This is a genomic window from Bacillus sp. JJ1609, from assembly GCF_036967045.1.
In the GTDB taxonomy this organism is placed as follows: domain Bacteria; phylum Bacillota; class Bacilli; order Bacillales; family Cytobacillaceae; genus Mesobacillus.
The window spans coordinates 1-19,358 of record NZ_JBALSS010000021.1; the positions used below are offsets into that span (position 1 = coordinate 1).

22 protein-coding genes are annotated in these 19,358 nt (G+C 41.3%); 2 read left to right on the forward strand and 20 right to left on the reverse strand.

Going from position 1 to position 19,358, the window contains the following annotated elements; translation table 11 throughout:
• Nucleotides 1–196: 196 nt before the first annotated feature.
• From V7654_RS15885 to ilvA, 11 genes are all read right to left on the reverse strand, one after another.
• On the reverse strand, nt 197–1,039 hold the full coding sequence (locus V7654_RS15885; RefSeq protein WP_335431572.1) for a DegV family protein: 843 nt from the start codon (nt 1,037–1,039) through the stop codon (nt 197–199).
• Between the two features lie 273 nt (nt 1,040–1,312).
• Nucleotides 1,313–1,564, reverse strand: a complete 252-nt coding sequence (locus V7654_RS15890; RefSeq protein ID WP_207499688.1) for a DUF2535 family protein — start codon at nt 1,562–1,564, stop codon at nt 1,313–1,315.
• A gap of 160 nt (nt 1,565–1,724) precedes the next feature.
• Nucleotides 1,725–2,726, reverse strand: a complete 1,002-nt coding sequence (gene hypE / locus V7654_RS15895) for a hydrogenase expression/formation protein HypE (protein ID WP_335431573.1) — start codon at nt 2,724–2,726, stop codon at nt 1,725–1,727.
• Between the two features lie 2 nt (nt 2,727–2,728).
• On the reverse strand, nt 2,729–3,838 hold the full coding sequence (gene hypD / locus V7654_RS15900) for a hydrogenase formation protein HypD (protein WP_335431575.1): 1,110 nt from the start codon (nt 3,836–3,838) through the stop codon (nt 2,729–2,731).
• On the reverse strand, nt 3,822–4,046 hold the full coding sequence (locus tag V7654_RS15905) for a HypC/HybG/HupF family hydrogenase formation chaperone (RefSeq protein WP_335431576.1): 225 nt from the start codon (nt 4,044–4,046) through the stop codon (nt 3,822–3,824). The genes hypD and V7654_RS15905 overlap by 17 nt, the downstream gene beginning before the upstream one ends.
• Nucleotides 4,015–6,330, reverse strand: coding sequence for a carbamoyltransferase HypF (gene hypF, locus V7654_RS15910; protein ID WP_335431577.1), 2,316 nt, complete (start codon nt 6,328–6,330; stop codon nt 4,015–4,017). Before hypF ends, V7654_RS15905 begins: the two co-directional genes overlap by 32 nt.
• Nucleotides 6,315–6,974, reverse strand: a complete 660-nt coding sequence (gene hypB, locus V7654_RS15915; protein ID WP_335431578.1) for a hydrogenase nickel incorporation protein HypB — start codon at nt 6,972–6,974, stop codon at nt 6,315–6,317. The genes hypF and hypB overlap by 16 nt, the downstream gene beginning before the upstream one ends.
• Entirely contained in the window at nt 6,971–7,330 is a 360-nt protein-coding gene (locus V7654_RS15920; RefSeq protein WP_335431701.1) for a hydrogenase maturation nickel metallochaperone HypA/HybF, read from the reverse strand. The genes hypB and V7654_RS15920 overlap by 4 nt, the downstream gene beginning before the upstream one ends.
• 196 nt (nt 7,331–7,526) lie before the next feature.
• Nucleotides 7,527–8,282 (reverse strand): twin-arginine translocase subunit TatC, encoded by a 756-nt coding sequence (tatC, locus tag V7654_RS15925; RefSeq protein ID WP_335431580.1) that lies wholly within the window; start codon nt 8,280–8,282, stop codon nt 7,527–7,529.
• Between the two features lie 126 nt (nt 8,283–8,408).
• The gene (locus V7654_RS15930; RefSeq protein WP_335375584.1) at nt 8,409–8,612 is read right to left on the reverse strand and encodes a twin-arginine translocase TatA/TatE family subunit; all 204 of its coding nucleotides are present in this window, start codon (nt 8,610–8,612) and stop codon (nt 8,409–8,411) included.
• Nucleotides 8,613–8,783: 171 nt separating this feature from the next.
• On the reverse strand, nt 8,784–10,052 hold the full coding sequence (gene ilvA / locus V7654_RS15935) for a threonine ammonia-lyase IlvA (protein WP_335431582.1): 1,269 nt from the start codon (nt 10,050–10,052) through the stop codon (nt 8,784–8,786).
• Nucleotides 10,053–10,215: 163 nt separating this feature from the next.
• Between ilvA and V7654_RS15940 the strand changes: the two genes are divergently transcribed.
• Nucleotides 10,216–10,437 (forward strand): hypothetical protein, encoded by a 222-nt coding sequence (locus tag V7654_RS15940; protein ID WP_335431584.1) that lies wholly within the window; start codon nt 10,216–10,218, stop codon nt 10,435–10,437.
• A gap of 93 nt (nt 10,438–10,530) precedes the next feature.
• Here V7654_RS15940 and V7654_RS15945 read toward each other — a convergent pair whose 3' ends face one another.
• From V7654_RS15945 to V7654_RS15980, 8 genes are all read right to left on the reverse strand, one after another.
• Nucleotides 10,531–11,262, reverse strand: a complete 732-nt coding sequence (locus V7654_RS15945; protein ID WP_335431585.1) for a lysophospholipid acyltransferase family protein — start codon at nt 11,260–11,262, stop codon at nt 10,531–10,533.
• 115 nt (nt 11,263–11,377) lie between these two features.
• Nucleotides 11,378–11,863 carry a dihydrofolate reductase gene (locus V7654_RS15950; protein ID WP_335431587.1) on the reverse strand — a complete coding sequence of 162 codons (486 nt, stop codon included), beginning with the start codon at nt 11,861–11,863 and terminating at the stop codon, nt 11,378–11,380.
• Nucleotides 11,860–12,654 carry a thymidylate synthase gene (locus V7654_RS15955; protein WP_335431588.1) on the reverse strand — a complete coding sequence of 265 codons (795 nt, stop codon included), beginning with the start codon at nt 12,652–12,654 and terminating at the stop codon, nt 11,860–11,862. The genes V7654_RS15950 and V7654_RS15955 overlap by 4 nt, the downstream gene beginning before the upstream one ends.
• A 355-nt stretch (nt 12,655–13,009) precedes the next feature.
• On the reverse strand, nt 13,010–13,711 hold the full coding sequence (locus tag V7654_RS15960; protein WP_335431590.1) for an anthrax toxin lethal factor-related metalloendopeptidase: 702 nt from the start codon (nt 13,709–13,711) through the stop codon (nt 13,010–13,012).
• 215 nt (nt 13,712–13,926) lie between these two features.
• Nucleotides 13,927–14,505, reverse strand: coding sequence for a TerD family protein (locus tag V7654_RS15965; RefSeq protein WP_335431592.1), 579 nt, complete (start codon nt 14,503–14,505; stop codon nt 13,927–13,929).
• 49 nt (nt 14,506–14,554) lie between these two features.
• Nucleotides 14,555–15,172: a TerD family protein gene (locus V7654_RS15970; protein WP_335431594.1), complete on the reverse strand. Its 618-nt coding sequence runs from the start codon at nt 15,170–15,172 to the stop codon at nt 14,555–14,557.
• Between the two features lie 109 nt (nt 15,173–15,281).
• The gene (locus V7654_RS15975; protein WP_335431596.1) at nt 15,282–16,385 is read right to left on the reverse strand and encodes a toxic anion resistance protein; all 1,104 of its coding nucleotides are present in this window, start codon (nt 16,383–16,385) and stop codon (nt 15,282–15,284) included.
• A 4-nt stretch (nt 16,386–16,389) separates the two neighbouring features.
• Nucleotides 16,390–18,027: a YceG family protein gene (locus V7654_RS15980; RefSeq protein ID WP_335431597.1), complete on the reverse strand. Its 1,638-nt coding sequence runs from the start codon at nt 18,025–18,027 to the stop codon at nt 16,390–16,392.
• Between the two features lie 279 nt (nt 18,028–18,306).
• Here V7654_RS15980 and V7654_RS15985 point away from each other — a divergent pair, with 279 nt between their 5' ends.
• Nucleotides 18,307–18,570 carry a hypothetical protein gene (locus tag V7654_RS15985; protein WP_335431598.1) on the forward strand — a complete coding sequence of 88 codons (264 nt, stop codon included), beginning with the start codon at nt 18,307–18,309 and terminating at the stop codon, nt 18,568–18,570.
• Here the strand turns inward: V7654_RS15985 and V7654_RS15990 are convergent.
• Nucleotides 18,554–19,354, reverse strand: a complete 801-nt coding sequence (locus V7654_RS15990) for an HAD family hydrolase (protein ID WP_335431599.1) — start codon at nt 19,352–19,354, stop codon at nt 18,554–18,556. The genes V7654_RS15985 and V7654_RS15990 overlap by 17 nt on opposite strands.
• Nucleotides 19,355–19,358 lie beyond the last annotated feature (4 nt).

A 19,358-nucleotide genomic window follows, 5' to 3' on the forward strand; every position in this document is an offset into this window, starting at 1 on the left:
CCACTCCAATCAACAGGTTTCAATAACTGATCGGTGATCTGTATCTTTGTTGACAAACTAAGGTCCTGAACCATAATGTTCAGGACCTTAACGCTAAGACTTAAAAAAAAGTTTTATTCTATTTCAATCTATTACTCATTAACTTTAGCTATGTACTTAAACTATATAGTCTTTAAAACATGCAAAGAGCAGAACCTTATTCAAAATAATACATAAACCCGATCGCGCCAACGCCTGTATGTGTACTTATGATAGGTGTTGTGTCCTCAATGTCTATGTCTCCATATCCTGTGGCTTCCTGGATTGCATCCTTAAGTGTAGCCGCTAACTTCAAACCCTCGGCGTGGACGAGGCCAACACCTTTGATTTTCTTGCCTTTGACATCCTCCAAAAACTGGTTTTTTAGATATTTAACAACCTGCGAGTGACTCCTTGCCTTGGAAACAGGTGTATATTCTCCACCTTCGAGCGAAGCAATTGGCTTAATGTTCAATAACGAACCGATCAATGCCTTGCCTTTTCCAATCCGTCCGCCCTTGACTAAATTTTCGAGGGTATCCACCACTACAAAAAGACGAGTCTTCTCCCTGACATCATCCAGTCTGGTTAGTATTTGTTCAACGTTCTTACCCAAAGCAGCCATTTCTGCTGCCTCGAGCACTTGAAAAGCCAATGCCCTTGAAATAAATCTCGAATCGACTACATTCACTTTTGCGGAAGTCATTTGCGCAGCACTTTCTGCGGACCGAACCGTACCGCTCATCCCGCCGGTCATATGAATTGAAATCACTTCATACCCCTCGCCTCCAAGCTGGTCATATACTTTAAGAAATTCACCAGCAGGAGGCTGTGAGCTTTTTGGCAATTCAGGAGAAGCTTTCATTTTTTCGATAAATTCCTTTGGAGTGATATCCACTCTATCTAAATAGTTTTCTCCATTAATAGAAATTGATAAAGGCACTACGGTGATGCCCATTTTTTTAATTAAATCATCACTTAAATCACATGTCGAATCTGTCACAATTTTGATTTTAGTCATAAATTCACATCCCTATAAAAACACTATAATTATTATACATTTTCTTATTAAAAAAATAAAAATATTGATTGCTATTTCACATATTAACCGTGCTAACAAGATATTTTTGGTACCCTCTATAGTCATATTACACCTAAAGCTCTCACTGAATCGTACAATTTTATGAACTCTTTATCGGGAAATCATAAAGTGAAGCCAACGGAAAAAATTCAAAGAAAGAGAGTGCCTAGAAAAGAACAAAAGCGCCTATCAAGGCGCTTCAAAGGTAAACCATTATGCGTTATTTTTCAATTCGGCCGATTTAAATAACTGTTCGTAATCTGGCCATTTTATAGCTCTTTTTAAATATTCCTTAAATGAATAAAATTTCTTGGCGTTTCGTTCCTGATAGATCGATGTGATGAAAGTTTGCAAACGGACTTGGATCATAAAATAATAGGGGCTCTCTTCCTCCAATACAGGAATATCAACGACTTTAACCTTCTGTCCAACAACATTTTTGAACTCTAGGCTTTTGAATAGCAAAGTATCAATCCTCTTTTATACCCGTTTGATTATATTATACCCCAAATCACGGTCGAAATGTGTCTGTTTGTGCGGATAATAAAATTTTTTTACTGCCTTTCTGACTTACTTAAACCTATTGATAATGGGATGCAGTTAACCTGCTTCTTGTTTCAGGAGCTCAGCAAATTCGTGGCAGCATCATCCCAGAAAGCCTGGTCAGAAGCCTTTTTGATCCAAGTGGCGTCTCTAACAGTAGTCGCCCTCGTTCTATGCCGGTCACTTCCCCGATCACAACAGACTCTGCCCCCTCCGGAAATTCTTTTAATATATTCATTATGCTGATTTTCTCCTCATCAGAAACAATTAAGATAGCCTTACCCTCATTAGCTAAATACAATGGATCGAATCCAATCAGTTCACACATTCCATGCACCTGATCCTTTACAGGGATCGTTTCTTCTTTAATGACAATTTCAAGTGAAAAATCCTCAGCGATTTCTACTAGAGTAGTAGCAAGCCCGCCACGCGTTGGATCACGAACAATCCTTACGCCATTAGAATTTTCATATACTTTTGCAAGCATATGGTTTAACGATGCGCAGTCACTTTCTATTGGGACATGAATTCCCAGTTCGCCTCTTGAAGTGAGGACAGCAATTCCATGATCACCGATTGTTCCAGTAATAATGACAGCATCACCTTCTTTAAAATGGAGGCTATTGCCGCGTTTACTAGCCATAGCTCCTATGCCTGTGGTATTTATATATACACCGTCCGCACTTCCGCGTTCCACCACTTTTGTATCACCTGCGATAATTTTCACTCCCGCCTTACGTGCTTCTTCCGCCATATCTTCAGTGATTTTCTTAAGATCGGCAATGTGAAATCCCTCTTCAATCACAAAGGCGCATGTCAGGAATAAGGGAACTGCACCACTTACAGCCAGATCATTGACGGTACCTGCAACTGCAAGCTTCCCGATGGATCCGCCCGGGAAGAATAAAGGCTTTATCACAAACGAATCGGTCGTAACGGAAATATAGCTGCCAGGAAGCTCCAAAGTAGAAGCATCGTGCATCGACTCTGATTTATTCCCAAATGACTTTACAAAAACCTCGTTGATCAATCTATGGCTTAACTCACCGCCATCCCCATGAGCCAGGCTGATTACCTTTTCCATTATTAACTCTCCCTCATGTATTGATAATGAGCAGAGCAGCTTCCTTCAGCCGAAACCATACATGGACCAATCGGGTTCATAGGCTTGCATGCCTTGCCAAATAAGCTGCATTCATCTGGAGAGATCAACCCCCTGATCACTTCTCCGCACCTGCACTTCGTTTTTCTCGGTTCCCCTGTATTAACCTTGAATCTTTTTTTCGCATCGTATCTAGCAAATTCTTGTTTCAAGTCCAACCCGCTGCCGGGAATGATGCCAATACCGCGCCAAGCTTCATCACTAAATGTGAAATACTTGTGCATCCACTCCTGGGCAAGCAGGTTCCCTTCTTTAGTCACAATCGATCTGTGATCATTCACTATTTTCGCCTCATTGTCGATTGCGAGATCGATAAGTTTATAGATTCCACTCAGCAATTCAGCTGGCTCAAAACCCGTAATCACTCCCGATATTTTATACTCCTCCGCCAGATAGCTATAAGAATCTTCGCCTAACACGATTGATACATGTCCCGGCAGAAGAAAGCCGTCGAGCTGAATTTCCCCAAGATCAAGCAAATGACGGAGAATTGGTTCAACAAGCTTTGTTGTCATCCACATAGTGAAGTTTTCAAGTTTTTTTGATGCAGCCTCTTTAACAAGCAGTGAAAGGATCGGAATCGTAGTCTCAAAACCTACGCCTAAAAAAACAATTTCCTTATCTGGTTGTTGCTCAGCAATTTTTATTGCATCGATTGGCGAATACAATACACGGATATCCTTACCTGCTGTCTTGGCGGACAGTAGTGTTTGTTTTGAACCCGGCACCCTCATCATATCTCCAAAGGTGCAAATGATTCTGTCCTCTCCTTCTGCCAATGCAATCATGGCATCAATAGACTTCTGGTCTGTCACACAGACAGGGCAGCCAGGGCCTGAGATTAAATTGACTTTATCTGCTATTGCCTGTTTAACCCCTGACCTCGCAAGTGCCATTGTATGTGAACCGCATACTTCCATAAATGCCGGCTTTCTGCCGTGTATCCTGATAAATTCCCTCGCCTTTTCATTTACCGCTTCAGCCAGAGGCCTGCAAATGTCTGGACTAGAAGATTGCTTAAGGAGTTCTAACATCTATGAGATTCCTCCATTCCGCGACGCTTTGTCTTGCGTATTCCTCATCAATGATTGACATTGCCTGCCCCGCGTGTATGATGACATATTCACCAAGTTCAACTTCTGGAATAAAAATGATGCCCACCGTTGTAGTTGATCCCATTACATCAACTACCGCATTATATTCATTCTTTTCAATCACCCTTGCAGGAACTCCGACACACATGATCATTTCCCCTCCTTGCGGCCGCCACGATTAACTGCCCTAAACTCAAGCCTCCATCATTACATGGAATATTCCGATGTGAATACACCTCAAATCCCTTTCCTGCAAGTTCAGCCTTCAATCTAGTATGCAAATATTTGTTATGGAAACTCCCGCCTGATAAAACAACCTTCCTTGTGCCAGAACCTTGTATTAATTTCAGCTTTTCCATCCCGGAACTAATTGCTTGAATAATCGTTTCATGAAATCTCATGCATATCTCAACAACTGCTTTCCCATTTAGGGAATCACGAGAAATCTGTTTCAACATCAAGCTAAAGTCATATCTTAATAGCCCATTTACTTCTTTAATTTCATAAGGGTATACAGGGTCAAAGTCAGTACCAGTTGTGGCAATCTCTGAAAATTTTATTGCCGCTTCTCCGTCATATGTTGAATATGTGCAAACTCCGCATATTGCGCTAACTGCATCAAACAGCCTGCCGCACGTACCAGCCAGCGGACTATTTAGTTCATTTTCAATCATGGCCTTCAAAATTTGCAGCTCGAATTTTTTCTCAGGGAAAAGTTGTAAAGAAAGTTCTTCTCCCTCTAAGCCTAAAAGACTCATCAGCATGGCTGCTGCATTCCGCCATGGTTCTCTTATGGCTTTTTCTCCACCTGGCAAGGGCGTGTAAGCCAGGTGAGCCTGCCTCTCAAACTCTACTTCATTGCCATAAAGGATCTCGAACCCCCAGATATGTCCATCTGAACCATAGCCGGTACCATCGAGGATAATCCCCCAAGCATTTCCATCAAGATGATTTTCAGCCATGCAGCTGACCATATGAGCATGATGATGCTGAACCTCAATGATTTCTGTGAAAGGATAATCCTTTACTATTTCTCTCGTATTAAATCTCGGGTGCAGGTCGATAGCTGCAGTTATAAGAGGAATTTGCACCCAGCTCAATAAGTGGTTCAGTTCACATTTGTAATGGCTGATCGTTTCCATATTCTCCAGATTGCCTATGTGCGGGCCAACAAAGATTTGATTGTTCCTCCCAATAGTAAAAGCAGACTTTTGCTGTCCGCCAAAAGCAATGATTCCATTTACATTCGCTTTAGAACTCAAAGGGTCCGGCACATACCCTCTTGACCTCCGAAGAATATCTCGTTGCTCTCCTGATACCTGGATTACGGAATCATCAACTGGATGAAGAATCTCCCTGTTATGGGTTAAATAATAGTCAGCTATACCATTTAGGTAATTGATCGCTTGGTGATCTTTATATAAAATTGGCTGTCCAGAAGGATTGGCACTCGTCATGACTAAACAATTCAATTTGCTAAGCTTAAAAATGAGATGATGAAGCGGTGTATATGGCAGCATGACACCTATAGTAGACATTCCTGGTGCAATGCTTTCAGCTAAATAAAAAGAATGGCGTTTTCTTAATCCAACAATTGGAGCTTCGGGACTTACAAGACTATTTTTTTCTTCATCGTTGAACATCGCGATTGTCTTTACTGCATGCAGATCCCTAGCCATGACTGCAAGAGGTCTTGCAGGGCGCAATTTTCTTTTCCTTAACAATGCGACTGCTTCCTCATTGGCAGCATCGCAACAGAGGTGATAGCCCCCCAGACCCTTGATGGCAATAATCGCGCCTTGCTTTAATAGCTCGGCCGTTTTCCAAAGAGGATCTGCCAATTTCATTTCTCCCTCTGAGCTTAAAAGCTTTACTGAAGGTCCGCATTTTTCACATGCGAGAGGCTGGGCATGATGCCTTCTATTTATTGGATCCTCGTACTCTCTCTGGCAATCAGGGCACATTGGGAAGGATTTCATTGACGTATAAGGCCTGTCATAAGGAAGCTCGTTTATGATCGTATAACGAGGTCCGCAATGGGTACAATTAATGAACGGATATTGAAATCGTCTGTCATAAGGATTATCTAGCTCTTCAAGACATTCCTCACAGACAGCAGAATCCACTGGCAAAACCAGCAAGGAGGAACCAGAACGCTCACTGGGAATAATAGAAAATTCATCGTAGCCAGCTACAGTTGCCGGTTCAACGAATATTTTCTCGATTATGGAGAGTCTGGGAGATTTGACGTTCATGTCAGATAAAAAAGACTTTAGATCCGATTCCTCTCCCTCGATATGAATCTTCACACCATCCATATTATTCTGGACTGTCCCTTTTATCCGATGGTTTTTTGCTAGCTGAAAAACAAAAGGTCTGAATCCGACTCCCTGAACTCTGCCCCTGACTACTGCCTTCAATGCTGATAGCATGATTGATAAGCCTCTTCAATCCAGCTATACCATCGCTCGAGGCCTTCTTTTGTTCTTGCCGAAACAGGAATGATTTTCGAGTCTGGGTTTATCCCTTCCAGATCTCTCTCGGCCTCGTCGATTCTAAAATCGAGATAGGGAAGCAGATCTATTTTATTTAATAGAACCAACTCAGTCCTCCTGAACATCACTGGATATTTAGGGATCTTGTCATTGCCCTCAGGCACACTTAATACTGCAACCTTATGCTGCTGGCCTAGGTCATATCCAGATGGACATACAAGGTTTCCTACATTTTCAATAAATAATAGATTGGTATCCTCAAGATCGAACTCTGGAAGTGTTGCTGCAACCATCCTGGCATCAAGATGGCATCCTCCATGTGTATTGATTTGAACTGCTCTCGCACCAAGAGCCCTGATCCTGTCTGCATCTCTCTCAGTAGCAAGGTCCCCTTCGATAACGGCTATCCGATACTTATCAGATAATTGCCGGACCGTTTCTTCTAACAGAGTTGTTTTTCCTGCCCCTGGTGAACTCATTAAATTAATAACAAGCGTTTTAGTGGACATGAACAAATCCCGGTTATATTTAGCTGCGATATTGTTGTTTGTCAGAACGTCTGTCCGCAATGTAATCTTCAATACGATTCTCTCCCTTCGTAGGATAAAACTTGAAGGTTTTCTCCAGAAATAATTTTTCCAGAAGGCATGTCACAGTCTGGGCAAAAAGATATCCGATTGTCAGGAACGTACCTTTTCTGACAAACGACACATTCGGCCTCAGCCTTTTCAATCTCGATGATAAGCTGGGAACTATCTGTGAAAAAATGCTGGTTTTGTTCCTTGAATACCTCAAAGGCCATCATCAGAGCATCCGGCATTGCATTGCTTATTTCCCCTACGTTCAGTTCTACCTTTTCAATTATTATGATTCCATGTTTCACCGCATCTTCTTGGATCATCTGTAAAATGTCATTCATTAAAGCCATTTCATGCATGAAATCATCCCTCACATAGAACCTTCTGTTGTCGTTTGCCTGCAAGACGAATGGGCCTTACGTTTTAAGACATCTTCCTTAAATACTATGCCTGCTTCTCCCTCGAAATGTGAATGTTTCGTTCAATCTTCATTCGATTTGAAGGTATTTTGAGGCACAAAAAAAGCTGCCAGATTAAAATCTGACAGCTTGCTTTCTATATTTCTTCTTCCATGTCACCATATTGCTCCTGCGATTCATGTTCTTTCTTCAGTTTCCGTCTATAGACAACCTTAGAAAGGTTAATGCTGATTTCGTATAAAAGAAGGAGTGGAATCATCACGAGAAAGTCTGACATGAAATCTGGTGGAGAAATGACAATTGCAATAACGATAAGGACGAAATACGCATACTTTCGGATTTTTGTAAGCACATAAGGGTTGATTACCCCAAGTGATGTCAAAAACATAACGACGACAGGAAGTTCAAACAGAACACCAAATGGGATTGTCATGTTCATGATGAATTTAAAATACCGGTCGGCCGTAAAGTTCGTTACAAGCATATCCCCGCTTAATTCCACAAGGAAGTTTAAGACATTCGGAAAGATGACGAAATAACCGAATGCAAGACCGACTACGAACAAAACGAATAGTGCTGGAATGTAGGCTAGTGAAATTTTTCTCTCATTCGGCATGAGAGCTGGTTTTACAAACAGCCAAATTTGCAATGCCAAAACCGGTATTGTTCCAGCAATCGCAATAATGGTGGCCAGCATAAAGTAAATCCATATGATATCACTCGGACCTAAAACAATTAGTTTTACATCCAGGTCACGAACAAAGTAATGATAAATATCTTCTACGAAGTAAAAACCTAATCCAAAAAATACAATGAATGCTACCACCGAAATAATGAGCCGTTTTCGAAGCTCATCAAGATGATCTACAAGATTTAATTCTTTATCTTCCATACCAATCCCCTGCCAATTCCATTTGCTGCTTTTTAAAATTTCTTGAAGGAAGGCATAAATTACAAAAGGACTAGCTTTGTAAAATGCCTTAAGAAAAAAAGATGTAAGATAAAAACATCTTACACCTTATTTAGTGATTTTCGAAATTTCCTTCTTTTCATCTTCAAACTCTTCCATAACGTCACTTGTCAATTCACGAGTTGATTTCTTGAATTCGCGTAGAGTCTGGCCAAACGCACGGCCTATTTCAGGAAGCTTTTTTGGTCCAAAAATAATCAATGCTAAGACAAGGATTAAAATTAATCCTGGAACTCCGATGTTTGATAACATATCAACATCTCCTTTTCATATAGTAAATCTACTATGATTATAGTACTTTTACTCACCAGTTTGGCGGAAAGCCGTAAAAGTTCATAAGAAATTCACAAAGTATGCCAAAACCTAATGTTATTTGACAGTTCCTATTTTATATTATCTTTCCTTTATTATCTATTATTAATATTATACCAATAAATTAAACAGCTGATTGTCCTTGTTTAATTCCATGAATGCAAAGCCTTTTCTTTCCATACTGGCAATTAGCCTTGTGTAATCCTTCTTATCCTTCAGTTCGATGCCAACTAGGGCAGGACCGCTTTCTTTATTATTTTTCTTCGTGTATTCAAACCTTGTAATATCGTCTCCCGGGCTTAGAACGTCATCAAGGAATTCCCTTAAAGCACCTGCGCGCTGAGGGAAATTTACAATGAAATAATGAAGCAAGCCTTCATATAGCAGGGAGCGCTCCTTGATTTCCTGCATTCTGCTGATATCATTATTTCCTCCGCTTATAACACAGACAACTGTTTTCCCTTTGATTTGATCCTTTATCATGTCAAGAGCGGCAATAGGCAATGCTCCTGCTGGCTCTGTTACAATCGCATGTTCATTATACAATTCTAATATGGAAGTACATACCTTTCCTTCCGGAACCTGAACTAGCTTCTCGACATTTTCCCTGCAAATCTCATATGTTTTACTTCCGACACACTTAACAGCCGCTCCGTCAACGAAGGTATCAATGTGCTCTAGCGGAAAAACACTATTTTGATCAAAGGCTGCCCGCATTGAAGCAGCTCCGCCTGGTTCGACCCCGATCAACTGAGTAGAAGGGGATACACTTTTTATGTATGTGCTCAAGCCTGCCATTAATCCTCCGCCGCCAATGCTGGCAACGACAAAATCTACTGATGCCTGGCAGTCATTCAATAACTCGACTGCAACAGTCCCCTGTCCGGCAATAACTTTTTCATCATCAAAAGGGTGGATAAACTCTCTATTTTCTCTTTCTGCACAGATCCGTGCCTCCCGGTAAGAATCATCAAACGTATCACCCGTCAGGACGATGTCGACATACTCTCGACCGAACATTTCTACCTGGCTAACCTTTTGGCCTGGTGTTGTGGCGGGCATATAGATCTTCCCGTTGATTCCAAGCTGTCTGCAGGCGTATGCTACACCTTGAGCATGATTGCCCGCACTCGCGCAAACCACTCCATTTTGAAGTCCAGCTTCCCATAAAAGTTTCATGGCATAATAAGCGCCACGTAATTTAAAAGACCTCACATGCTGCAAATCTTCGCGTTTCAAATATATATCTGCTTCGTATTTTTCAGAAAGCCTCTGGTTCAATTGTAACGGTGTATGGGCAACAATGTCTTTAAGATGCCTATAGGCTATTAGAATATCCTCAACATTCACCCATTTTTTCTTTATAGTTTCTTGTTCCATATTGTCACCCTCACTTTACCAAAAATATTAATTTGTCCATTATAACATGTTTTTTGAAATTCAAAGTGAATTTTTAAAATATTTAAAATCTTATCCTATCTGATTGAATAGAATGGTAGTAAACGAACAAATAATAAGGAAAATTTGTTGGAGGGAATAATGAATGGAATTTTCATTGAACAGTTATGATGGGGCTCTGCCTGTAGAAGTAACGGTGGATGAGGACAATGGGAGGTACATGATTCGCAAAAGTGACACGAGCGGTGAATTCTTCAACAGTCCAGTGGAAATGGTAAAATGGATTCGCGCAAATTTTCGTCCTGATGATTTTTGCATCCCAGCCGAATTTACACAGATGATGGATAGCCTTGCTCAATTCGAATAATTGATCAATGAATTTCATCCAGCCGGATTTCCTTGTACTTAATTAGCTTGCTGAAAACCCCTGCATTTTTTGCAGGGGTTTTTACTGTGAAAGTCATGATGCAATCCGCTTTACCTTCCTGGAGTCGAGAATGATATCTCGAACAACTCCAGCAAGTTCGACTAACTCTTTATCTTTATATTCATGGCTGTATATTGGACGGCAAATGGTGACTGTAATTTTCGCTGGTTTAATCAGCCTGCCATTCTTCTCAAAAACATCCGCTGTTCCCTCAATCGAAATAGGGACAATCGGAACACCAGAATCCTTCGCGAGCCTGAAGCCGCCTGCCTTGAAAAGTCCAATGGGACCACCCTTGCTTCTTGTTCCTTCTGGAAAAATGACAAGAGAATGTCTATTTTTCAATAATTCTACTCCAGACAAAATGGACCCTGCTGCTTTTTCGCGGTTCTTTCGGTCTATAAAAACGCAGTGAATAGCTTCCATCCATGAAGAAAGAATAGGTACCTTCTTAACTTCTACTTTTGAAATAAAGCCAAAAGGCTTATCAATACAGTAAATCAGGACGGGTATATCAAAATCCCCCTCATGATTGCTTGCAAAAAGGACAGGACCATCCGGAATATAGTGGCTCCCTTTTACCTTTACTTCAGAACCAGTTAATGCCAGGAATGTTTTAGACCAACTTTTGGGTGTTTCATGAATAAGAAGATTTCTTTGTTCAAGCGGCATATCTGCCGGTAACTTTTTTATTCGTGAAAGCTTGGGTATACTGCAGACGAGATAGCCGCCCATATACAAAAAACACGCAATTAATCGAAGCATTATTTCCTCCTAAGGTTTTTCTGTAGACATTATAATGGATTTAAGCAGCTAAAACTATATGAATCAGAAAATACTTCATAAAAAAACAGCCCATATTGCAAGGGCTGCTCATCGATTATTTTCGCTTATAGATCAAGAACTCATAGTCATATGGATTTTTATTATCTTTTAAACCTTTTTCCCTGGTTTCCAGCTGCCATTTATCGATGTCAAAAACAGGGAAATATGTATCTCCTTCAAACTGCTCATGGATCATAGTGAGATACAGCCTGTCCGCTCTAGGCATGACTTCCTTGAAAATTTCCGCACCGCCAATGACAAAAACCTCGTCATCCTTTTGTCCTGCATATTCAAAGAACTCATCGATTGAGTTCTTTATTACGCAGCCCTCAGGACGGAACGACCCATCCCTTGTTATGACGATATTTTCTCTTCCCGGAAGTGGCTTTCCGATTGAATCATACGTTTTCCTGCCCATAGCGATTGGGTGTCCCATCGTTACTCGCTTAAAAAACTTAAGATCCTCAGGAAGTCTCCATGGAAGCTCATTATGAAGTCCGATTACGCGGTTTTCATCCATTGCCCAAATAAGAGAAATCATACACTTACAGCCCCTTTAATATGTGGATGTGCTTCATAATTGACCAGCTCAAAATCTTCAAATTTAAAATCAAAGATTGATTGTACTTCAGGGTTGATTTTCATCTGTGGCAATGGTTTAGGCTCGCGTGTAAGCTGAAGCTTAACCTGCTCTAAATGATTTGTGTAAATATGAGTATCCCCGAATGTGTGGATGAATTCACCTGGTTCAAGGTTGCAAACCTGTGCAATCATCATGGTAAGCAGAGCATAGGAAGCTATATTGAATGGAACTCCTAAGAATACATCAGCCGACCTCTGATATAGCTGGCAGGAAAGCTTACCATCGGCAACATAGAACTGGAACATGCAGTGGCAGGGTGGCAAAGCCATTTTATTAATTTCGGCCACATTCCAGGCATTGACGATCATCCTCCTGGAATCTGGATTTGTTTTGATTGTATCAATCAATTCTGATATCTGGTCAACCGTCTCCCCATCTGCACCTGCCCATGATCGCCACTGATGGCCATATACAGGTCCAAGATTCCCGTTTTCATCAGCCCATTCATTCCAAATGCGGACACCATTGTCCTGGAGGTATTTAACATTCGTATCCCCGTCAAGAAACCAAAGAAGCTCATGGATAATAGATTTTACATGAAGTTTTTTTGTGGTAAGCAAAGGAAATCCATCCTGGAGATTAAACCGCATCTGATAACCAAAGGTGCTGATCGTACCGGTACCTGTCCGATCCTCTTTATTTACACCGGTTTTCAATACATGTTCACATAGTTCTAAATACTGTTTCATGAATTACCCTGCCTTTCAGACAACCATTTATTCCTTCTATTTTAGCAAATGGCTGTGTTAAAGGACAATGTTGAATTTTAAACACCTGTTGATTGTAGCGGAGCGCACTCGACTCCTGCGGGATTAGCGGCCAAGGTGAGACCCCGCAGGAGCAAAGCGACGAGGAGTCTCACCTGACGCCCCGCGGAAAGCGAGTGCCTGGAGCGGAAATCAACAGACTATTTTAACACAGCCCAGCAAATAAATTAATTCGAGTCGAAATCCACTCACTTAAAACAAAATATTTTTTATACGTTACTCAGAGGAGATTAAGCTTGTAATTGCGAAAAGCTGCATGAGGGATATCATACAGCTTTTAATTAAGACTTTTAATATATTGATAGGTTTGGGGTGCGGCCTGCTGTAAAAGCCGGGTTGGCATGCCGCCAATGTAAAACATCGCAAAGCTTTCTGCAAAATATTCTTCCGGATATTCCAGAAAATACGCACGCCCAGGAAACAATAGGCGGCTTTCATGTCGCCAAATCTTTAAAAATTGCTCTTTCTCCCTTATTCCTCCATAAACATGGCGGTCAAGCGAATGAGCCAATTCATGCAATTCCAGATTGACAGAGCTGTGTCCCTTACCCTTATCGCTGCTGCCAATTTTCACAAGCACGGTCCTTGATCCGCCAATCCCTGGTACTTGGTCCCAAGTCCGATTAGTTGTGTAGCCTCTGGGAATGACACCTTTCAAATGCCGAGCTGAAGGATTATCCGTCAAATTCCCTTCAAATAATTTGACTCTAATATTATGATTAACAGCTCTTTTCAGCATTGAATCAGGAAGCATCGCAATTCGGTTAATAATGCCAGCAGCCTCTTTCTGGTCAAAATCTTCTTCAGGCAGGACAATCATCTGTCCTATGAGACTCACAGATTCCCTATCTATTAAATTATATAAAATGGAATGTTTCGGGAAATCATTGAGAAAAATGCCATCCATATTTGCATTTGAGCTTCCGAGCAGAGTAAAGGAAAGTATGATAACAATGAAAACCTGTGCTATTTTACGCATTGATTATCTCCCTTCCTGAGGTGTAATCCAGAGAAGTAAATTAGAACCTGATCATCGAAAATCCGAGGTAGTAAACTATTAAAATTATAACATATGGGGGGTTGTCTGTTGGCTGAGAATTTTAGGAAGGGAGCTGGTACGAAGGAATTCCATGAAATGACTTGCCCGCAAATAAAATAAACCCCATTCAATTAAGAAGGGGGTTTGTCTATCATTTAAACATCAAGCCCAAAATTTCGGCAAAGTTCAGCTAGTCCACCTGAAAAGCCGCTGCCGATTGCATTGAATTTCCACTCGCTGCCGTGGCGGTATAATTCGCAAATGACAACCGCTGTTTCAACTGAGAAATCTTCACCAAGATCAAATCTCAGAATTTCCTGCCCATTTTCTTCATTTACCACTCTGGCAAATGCGTTTGAGACCTGGCCAAAGTTTTGCCTTCTTTGTTCGGCATCATGGATTGTGACTGCAATGGCAATCCTGTGGACATAAGATGGTACTTTGGAGAAGTCGATCATGATTTGCTCATCGTCCCCGTCGCCTTCACCTGTCCGGTTGTCACCAGTATGCTCGACACCCTCGCTCGGATGCTGAAGCTGATTATAAAAAATGAAATCGGAATCCTGCTTGCACTTTCCATTTTCATCTGCTAAAAAAGCGGAGGCATCAAGATCAAAGCTGCTGCCGCCGGTATAGCGATTTGTATCCCACCCCAAGCCGACAATCACACGCGTCAGCCCGGGGTTCGTTTTTGTCAGATCAATCCGTTGACCTTTTGACAGGTTGATTCCCATTCCATTCACCTCAATTTAGTAGCGAAATTTTTTTCATTAAACAAAAATATTAAGTATAAGAACGAACTACTTCGCTTAAGCCCGAAGCATTTGTTCCAGTGCCGACAGCACCGAATTTCCACTCATTGCCGTGACGATAAATTTCACCGACAATCAAACTTGTCTTGCCGCTGTAGTCGTCAGTTAAGTTGTACTTAATTAATTCCTGATTGCTATTCGGATTTACGACCCTGATAAAAGCATTGCGGATCATTCCAAAATGCTGCTTACGCTTTACAGCATCATAAATATTTACGACAAATACTAATTTTTCCACATGGCCTGGAACCTTATTAAGTTCGATGGAAACCTGCTCGTCATCTCCATCCCCATCTCCAGTCAAGTTATCACCAGAGTGAGTGACGCTGCCGTCCTTGCTTTTGAGATTACCGAAGTAGATTACATCGTTATTATTTTGCAATTTATCGTTTGCACCAAGCATGATGACAGATGCGTCACAGTCAACATTCGCTCCGCTGCCTCCGCCACCGAATAGGCCGCCGAACAGACCTCCGCCTCCGCCGCTCTTTTGGACAGGATCCCAGCCTAGACCAACCATAATTTTAGAAAGTCCCGGATTTCCTTTTGTTAAATCAACGCGCTGACCTTTTTGTAAATTAATAGCCATTACCTTCACCTCTTGTAAGTATTTTTGTGGATTTATTTATCAGGCCTTTTCCGTTTTTTACTTTTAAAAGCGATTACGGAAAGAGCCAATAAAAATGAGCAGTGTATCCTTATTGCTGCTTCATTTTTTTAAAATTTTCCTGGAGCTGCATCAAGCGTTTTGTACCTTCTTCTCTGAGGCGCTTGTTTTCTTCCTCTATGGACTTTGTTTCTTGCATGCCCTTCATGATGATATTCCAGCTTTCTTCAATTGTTTCAATTTTAATGCTCGGAGCACCAGAAAGACGGGCAATATCAACACTTTGGCTAGAGATATTCTGTGCGTTCCTAACAAGCATCTCATTAGTACGGCGGTCAAGCTCATTCATGGAATCCGCCACAAGCTTCTGCCTTTTGGCAGCGACAGCCTGTATCAAGCCATTCTTGAAAATAGGAATCGTTGTAACGAAGGCTGAATTAATTTTCCCTATCAGCTTTGTGTTTCCTCGCTGCAATAGCCTGATTTGCGGTGCTGTCTGCAAGGCCACCATTTTAGCCATTTCTAGATCATAAATTCTCTGTTCAAGCAGCTCAACTGCATTGCGAAGAGTATCAAGCTGCATGGATGCCATCTGGTCACCTGCCGCGGCCTTTGCTTCAAGCTGCGGAAGTTCGTTGGATTTCAGTTCGTTGAGCTTAAGTTCGCCAGCCACAACATATTTTTCAAGCGTCATATAAAATTGATAGTTTTGATCGTACATACGTTCAAGCATGTTTGTTGATTCGACCATCTCACTCTGGTATTTGGAGATTTCAACATAAACATTATCAATCTCCTTGCCCATTGTCTGGTACTTGCCAAAAAGCTTTTCAACAAGCTTCTCGCTTTTTTTGAACAGCTTGCCAAACAAGCCCCCAGATGTCTTCTCAAAATCCTTCTTATCGAAGCGATCCATGATTTTGCCAAGCTGCTTCAAAAGTTCTCCAGAATCTTCTACCTTAGTCGTCCGCATATTGCCCAAGATCTGGTCAGAAAATCTGGAAATTTCAACTGCTGGCTCTTTTCCAAACTCGAGGATTTGAATCTGGTCACGCTCATCGATGCTGCGTGCAAGATTCTGTACCTCTGGCTCGTTCCGGAGGGCAAGCTTTAAATCCGATACCGTTGCTTCGGATAATCTATCGTCAGGATTTGCAGTTGCAAGGCTGATATCTTGATTCTGTGTTTGGTTCATCAAGTCAATCTCCCCTTAAATTTTTTAATATTCCTTGAAAAAGAACTTTCTTAATGATCGATGGTTCTTTGAATTCCTGTTCAAAAACCACATCCTCGAGCCAATGGGAATCGAAAGCACTTGCATCGATAAAATTCTCGATATCATTATGTCCAGGAGGATTGTATATGACAAGGTCAACGCCAAATTGATTCATCAATAACAGAAGTGCGGCATCAGATCTTGTCATCGTCCCATTAAGTTCATTGTTGTATAAAATCAGCTTTGGAATGTCCTGGGAATAATCAAACTTTTGCAGCATCTTTAAAATATTTTCCGGCACCTGCATAGCCTGGGTGAAAAGATAAATTCTTAACTCCTCTTCATTTTCATGATGCTGAGGCTTTATTTTAGGACTAGCACACAGGTTTCTGATGGCAGCTGCCAGACCCTTTTGGAGTCCCGTTGGCAAGTGATTATACTTCCAATAGTGAGTGCGAGCCATTTTATCAGGATCAAGCAGTCCGTCAATGCCTAATGCATTTCGATAGTGAAAGCGGAAATCACTGTTAGCCCCTGATGAGAAAGGAAAGCTCTTGATCAGCGTAGCATTCTCAAATCCCATCAATGTGTGAAGCCGGTCCCAGTATTCCCGGCGGTTCCTGCTGACGCCATTTATTTTTGAAAAGACGGCAGGTATCTTGACGGTTCCATTCTTCGCTTCAAAATTCGGCCGTATCATTGCTTTTTCCCTGGCAAGCAAAAACAGTTCATCATAGGTTGTCTTTAGAGTTACGGAAGATGGCTCATAGTCTCTTAGCTGCCACGGTTTATAAAGTCCCGAGCCCTCATGGTTCAATATGTTCTCGATTTCTCGTGATGCCCTGTAAGCAACCGTTGCCGTTCGCTTTCTCTTTTCAGCTGGAAAGGGCTCAGGAGCCTTCTTTTCAGGAAAAGCATGAACAAAAGATTGCTCTTTTTGAGGATCTGCAAGTGAAAACACATCATTACCCTCTGGGGTGAAAGAAACAATATCACAGCCAATTTTCATTAGGAAATAAAGGAAGTACTGATGGCTTTTGTTGAAATTGCCATACCACAGGAAGCCTGGCATGTTGTTCTCAGGATTTGCATTCTTCAAAGGTGCCTCTAGATGATTGAACGACCACTTAATGACATCAACTAGTACTCTTCGTAGCTCTGAGCTCTTCAATCCGCCTTCCTCGGTGCGGGCAAACAATTCAATCATACCGATTGTTGCTTCCCGGATTTTCCTGTGAATAAGCGAATTGCTCGAAGATATAATCAATTTTTCACCATCCAGGAAGGCGACAAACCGATTAATAGAAAGATTCTGTTCTTTATTGATATTAATAATTTTTTGGATTGACTGGAAATGTGCGTTATCAATTGTTTTATCAAGTGAATCTTCACTTAATAAGATAAGGGCATGGTTTTGCACATACTCAAACAGCTGGTTGTAATACTCATCTTCATCAAGAGGTATGCCAATGAACCTTGCAAGGACTTGGCCGATGTGCAAGGCTGTCCCCTCTTTCCTGAAAAGCGGGCGCTCACTTGCCTCTTTCTCGACAAGGCTTAACCAATTGTCATATGTAACAGGTAAGGTATGTATTTGTAATTGGTTGATTGATGGATACATAAAATCACTTCCTACTAAGAGAGAAAGTCAAATTTCCCATTTAAAAACATTGGCCTCTTTTGTTCCCCATTGTTATCCGTCTGTTAGAGAACAACTTATACGAGTAACAGCCTTTATTTACCATCATAACATACATAAAGCTTAGTTTTCCCGTTTTGTATTAGCTAGTACGGATGAAATCGTCTAAAAGTTTCATAAAATCGCAGAATTACTGATTTTTCACCTTTATTCTTGTCCATGCATATAGTTGAGTACCACGAACAGGAAGGTGGACTTCACATGCGTTTCTTATATAAAAGGCCTCCCGCTGAAGAGCTGCACATTGAAATTCGGGATGTCCGGCAGGCAATGTGCTCCGGAGGCCTCGTTCTTTTTGACTTGCTCTTCTATTCACTCATATTTGCTCTTTTAATCATGCCGGTGAATGTAGGTTTTGTTCATTTTGGCACCGTGTTTTTATTCATGTACGGCTCTTTTGCCTGTCTGTTTTTTATAGTCCGGAAGGCAATGAATAAGCTCAGCATTTTTAAACATTACCGTTGATTATGACTCGTATTTTTTTCAGTATTTCCTCTCCAGCTAACGCCCCTCGCTGTTCTGTATCAATATAAGTCAACAATCCATTGTCATTGGCGAGTTCGCCATGAGCAGGGATAAAACTATGGTCACATTTTACCAGGAGGTCTTCATCCAAAAGCGAGTCCCCAGCACCAATCAATGTGCTTATCCCTTCCCTCTCTTTTACAAAGGATACTGCTTCGCCTTTGCTGATTGGGTTAGGCATAAAATAAAGTTTCCTCCCCTGGTAGGAAACTTTCCAGCCATATGCAGAGGCCGCTCTCTTAAATTCTCGGATTTGATGAGGTTCAAGTTTTTCCTCGAGAAGATAATATAGGAAAAGGCCCTCTGCAGATTTTAGTTCACCATTGACATGGAAAATATCCTTATTAAGTATTTCCTTTAATTCTTCAATAGAGGCACTTTCCTGTTTCAATCTCTCAGAAATTCCTGCGCGCCAATCTGGAAGTGGATTTCCTTCATACAAGATTTCGGCGCCATTAAATGTGATTGCATACTTTACAGGAATATGCTCCTCAAAAATAAAAATTCGTTTAAACTGATTCGTCGTCCTGGTCGTTACTGGCACAAGCAATAGTTCCTTCGAAATTTCTTCGAGCTCCTCAAACGCTTTCTGTGTCATGAAGGCAATAGACTTGCCTTCCTTTTTTTCGACCGCACGCAGTTGTCCATCAATAGAGGGACCTAAATCCTCGAGTGCCTTCCTTGAATAAATAATGGTCCTGTCCAGGTCGGTTGCAAACATCATGATG